Here is a 3,955-nt window from a genome sequence, read left to right as displayed (position 1 = left end):
AGCGCCGGCCGGTCAGCTCCGCCAGCCGGTCGCGGCCCTCCCGGCCCACCAGCGAGTACACGCTCGGCTGTCCCGTGCGCAGGACCAGCGCCCAGCCCACGCCGAACAGGGCGGCCACCGCGTACACGACCGGCAGGATCCAGGCGAGCGGATCGCCCTCGGGCACCCCGAGCAGCGTCGGGAAGTTGTCCAGCGCGAGCCAGACCATCACCGCCAGCGCCAGCGCGGCGGGCACGGGGGCCAGGAACCGCCGCGCGAGGCTCTCCCCGCTCGGCTGCCGGGCGAAGAAGGCGACGATCGCGATCGAGGTCACGAACACCAGCAGCAGCACCCCGAACCCGCCGAACGAGCCGCCGTAGAAGAAGAGCTGCACCAGCGGGTCGAGCCCCAGGACCGCGTAGACCACGATGACGACCAGCCCGAGCACGGTCTGCGCGATCGAGCCCGACCGGGGCGCGCCGCTGCGCGGCCGGGTGCGGCCGAAAAAGGCGGGCAGCACCCGCTCGCGGCCGAGCGCGAAGAAGTACCGGGCGGTGGTGTTGTGGAAGGAGATCATGGCGGCGAACACGCTGGTGACGAAGAGCACCCGGGCGATGTCCACGACCGCGCCGCCGAGGTGCTGGTTCGCGATGATGAAGATCGTCTCGGCCTGGTCGCGGCGCGCGGCGGCGACGATGTCCGCCGGTCCCGTCGCGACCGTCATCGCCCACGACGACAGCGCGTACAGACCCGCGATGATCGCCACCGACGCGTACGTGGCCAGCGGCACGGTACGCCGCGGATCCCGGCTCTCCTCCGAGAACACCACCGACGACTCGAACCCGACGAACCCGAGCGTCGCGATGACCAGCAGCGCCCCCACCCCCGGCACGAACAGCGCCGCGGGCGACAGCGTCTCGGCCGAGAACCCCGACCGCGCCGGGTTGACCAGGTCCGCCAGGTCGAACAGCAGGATGACCGCCACCTCGGCGGTGAGCAGGACGGCCAGCAGCCGCCCGTTGACGTCCACCCGCATCAGCCCGAGTACGCCCACCAGCGCCCAGGCGACCAGCGAGATGGCCCACCAGGGCGGCGCGCCGCCGAACCAGCGTTCGAGCAGCGGGGTGGCCGCCGCGCCGAAGGCGCCGTACAGGCCGACCTGGAGGGCGTTGTAGGCGATCAGCGCCACCCAGGCCGCCGCGATGCCCGCCGGACGGCCGAGGCCCCGGCTGACGTAGGTGTAGAACGCGCCGGCGTTGGCCATGTGGCGGGCCATGGCCACGTAGCCGACCGCGAACACCGCCAGCACCGCGCCCACGACCAGGAACGCGATCGGCAGCCCGGTGATGCCGGTGACGGCGTAGCCGGTGGTGATCACACCGGCGACGACGGTGAGCGGCGCGGCGGCCGACAGGACGAAGTAGACGACCGAGGGCGCGCCGAGCCGGTCGGCGGCCAGGGCGCCGGCGATCGGGTCGGGCGCGGCGCCGGATCTCGCGGAGGGCATCGCGTTCCTTTCTGGGGGGTTCAGGTGCGGTGTGGTCGGGTCGGCGGTCCGGGGCTCACGTCCGGTAGGTCAGGACGGCGTCGCCGACGGCCGCGCTCACCTGGCGGCCGAGGTCGCTGAGCGGCTGGGGCATCGCGGCCAGCACCGTGGTCAGGTACTGGTGGGCGCCGCGCCGGTCGGCCGGGTCCTCGACGACGACGTCGGTCAGGTCGCAGGCCTCGGCCAGCGCCGCCAGCGCCATGTCGTGCGGGGTCAGCGGCTGCCACTTCACCAGCGCGAGCCGCAGCCGGGCGGAGGGCCACATGGCCCGGTTGAAGTCGGTGGAGAAATAGCGGAATTGTTTACGCTTGAGCAGCCTCGGGGATTCGCGGTCGAGCAGACCATTACCCATCAACCGGCTGGTTACTTCGGTGACCGAGCGTTGTGCGAGGTAGGCCAGCCAGGTCCGCACATCGGTGTGCTGCGGGGAATTGCCTATTTCGGTCAGCACCTTTCCGGTCAGCTCGTCCGGGACCCGGCGCCGGTCGACCACCCGCAGCCGGACCCCCTCGACGGTGATCCGCTGCTCCAGCACCAGCTCCGCGAGCAGCGCTCCGGCCAGGCCGAGCGCCACGCCCGGGACGTGCAGCCGAGGCTTGCCCGAGCCCGTCGCGTCCCAGCAGACGAAGAAGAAATCATCGGCAAGCAAAAATCGGCCCGCTCACTATAGGAATTGGTGGATGACCGGTTCAGGAAGCAGCGTGTAGCCGCCAGCGGCAATTTGTACCAAAAACCCGCATCTCCGGGCTAGACCCTATTTATCGGGAAATAAAAACACCGGCTTCATGGAGAAGCCGGTGCCGCCCGATCGGGCCCGTCAACCGATGGTCGCCGGGGGTTCGGATCGTCAGTTCGCGCAGTCCTGCTTGTCGAGGGCCAGGCCCATCTCGTAGATCTTGCCGCCGCGGAGCAGGAAGTAGTAGTGCGCCTTGACGTTGCCCGGCACGGCGACGTACGGGAAGCCGCTCGCGGCCGTCCGCAGCTTGTTCGCGTACGCGCGCTTGAGCTGGGCGTTGGTCGAGCCGATGCCGATGCCCTGCGGCGTCTTGGCGCCCTTCGGGGCGAAGATGATCGCCACGCCCTGCTTCTTGGAGATGAAGAGGCCGACCGCGTCGCGGCCGGTCCGCTGGGCCTTGAGGTCCCAGCCGGAGCAGGTGGGGGAGTCGAGGCCGGGCTTGTGGACGATCTTCCCGGTGGCCTGGGCGGCCTTGGCGCTCATGCCCAGCGTGACCCCGCCGTATCCCTGGGGGCCGAAGGCGGGGGCGGCGAGCGCGGGGGAGGCGATCCCGGCCAGCGCGACGCCCGCCGCGAGGGTCGCCGCCGCGATGATGTGCTTCGTCGTCATGCAGGGTTTGACTGCGCGCCCGGCGCACAAGTTCGCCCGGTTCGCGGGCGGCTGCGGGCTGACGTGTCCGTTACGCGGTTGAGGGATGGTCTTGTCCCGGGCCCGGGTACTGGTGCCGGTGATCACAGCCCAGGAGGCACCAGAGATGACGGATGTTCCTATCGTTGTCGGCATAAATCGTACTCAGGATGGTTCTGTTGCTGTCGCTGTGGGCGAGTCGGGCATGTACAGCCTGCAGAAGGAGCGCATCACCCGGCGCAGGCACCACTGGGGCCGTCTGGGCGACCTGCCGGACCTGTATCTGCCCGAGATGCCGCTGCTCAAGGAGCCCGTGGACCTCGTGGTCGAGGGATACGCCGCCGACACCGAGATCGAGCACAAGGACGCCTACGAGGAGGAGCTGCGCGAGACGCTGAGCCTCAAGGAGGACGCCCGGGTCGTCCTGGTCTCCCACCATCTCAGCCACCTCTACAGCGCGTTCCCGCCCTCGCCGTTCGACCGGGCGGCGGGCCTGGTGATCGGCGCGCAGGGCAGCCGGGTCAGGGACTTCACCGAGCCGGTCCGGCTGCCGAAGGGCACCCGCGACGACATGCTGGAGGTCGCCTCGTTCTACCGCTGCGAGCGCGGCGGCCCGGTCGAGTGCCTGGCCAAGCAGCTCTGGGACGGCGACTGGGCCCGGCCGACCGGCCTCGGCTGCTTCTACACCCTGCTGACCAGGCTGCTGTGGCCCGAGGGCGAGGGCAACGAGGCCAAGGTCATGGGCCTGGCCCCGTTCGGCGACGCGTACGTGTACGGCCTGCCCGACCTCGACGTACGCGGCCACGAGGTGTTCATCCCCGAGGAGTGGATCGAGACCTTCGCCCAGCGGGACGCCTACGTCTACGAGCCCGGCGGCGAACGCTTCTCCCGGGCGGCGGACCTGGCCGCGGCCGGCCAGCGCGTCTTCGAGAACGCCCTGGCCCAGGTGGTCGCCTGGCTGCACGGGCAGACCGGCCTGGACCGGCTGGTCTACGCCGGCGGCGCCGCGCTCAACGCCACGGCCAACGGCCGGATCGTCCGCGAGTCGCCGTTCCGCGAGGTGTTCA

At 70.8% G+C, this 3,955-nt stretch carries 4 protein-coding genes; 1 reads left to right on the top strand and 3 read right to left on the bottom strand.

Annotation, left to right across the window (positions count from 1 at the left end):
* The 3 genes from ACWCSD_RS49265 to ACWCSD_RS49255 form a co-directional block, all read right to left on the bottom strand.
* Positions 1-1,486: APC family permease (locus ACWCSD_RS49265; protein ID WP_449926217.1), on the bottom strand; the 1,486-nt coding region annotated here is incomplete at its 3' end.
* 55 nt (positions 1,487-1,541) lie between these two features.
* Positions 1,542-2,174 (bottom strand): GOLPH3/VPS74 family protein, encoded by a 633-nt coding sequence (locus ACWCSD_RS49260; RefSeq protein WP_358291795.1) that lies wholly within the window; start codon positions 2,172-2,174, stop codon positions 1,542-1,544.
* 198 nt (positions 2,175-2,372) lie between these two features.
* A complete protein-coding gene (locus tag ACWCSD_RS49255; RefSeq protein WP_449926214.1) occupies positions 2,373-2,870 on the bottom strand; it encodes a hypothetical protein in 498 nt (165 codons plus the stop codon).
* A gap of 223 nt (positions 2,871-3,093) precedes the next feature.
* On the opposite strand from ACWCSD_RS49255, the gene ACWCSD_RS49250 reads away from it, so the two are divergent.
* Positions 3,094-3,955 (top strand): carbamoyltransferase N-terminal domain-containing protein (locus ACWCSD_RS49250; protein WP_449926211.1); only part of this gene is annotated, 862 nt, incomplete at its 3' end.

The organism is Nonomuraea sp. NPDC001684 (genome assembly GCF_053596515.1).
This window is presented reverse-complemented; position numbering and strand designations above follow the sequence as displayed.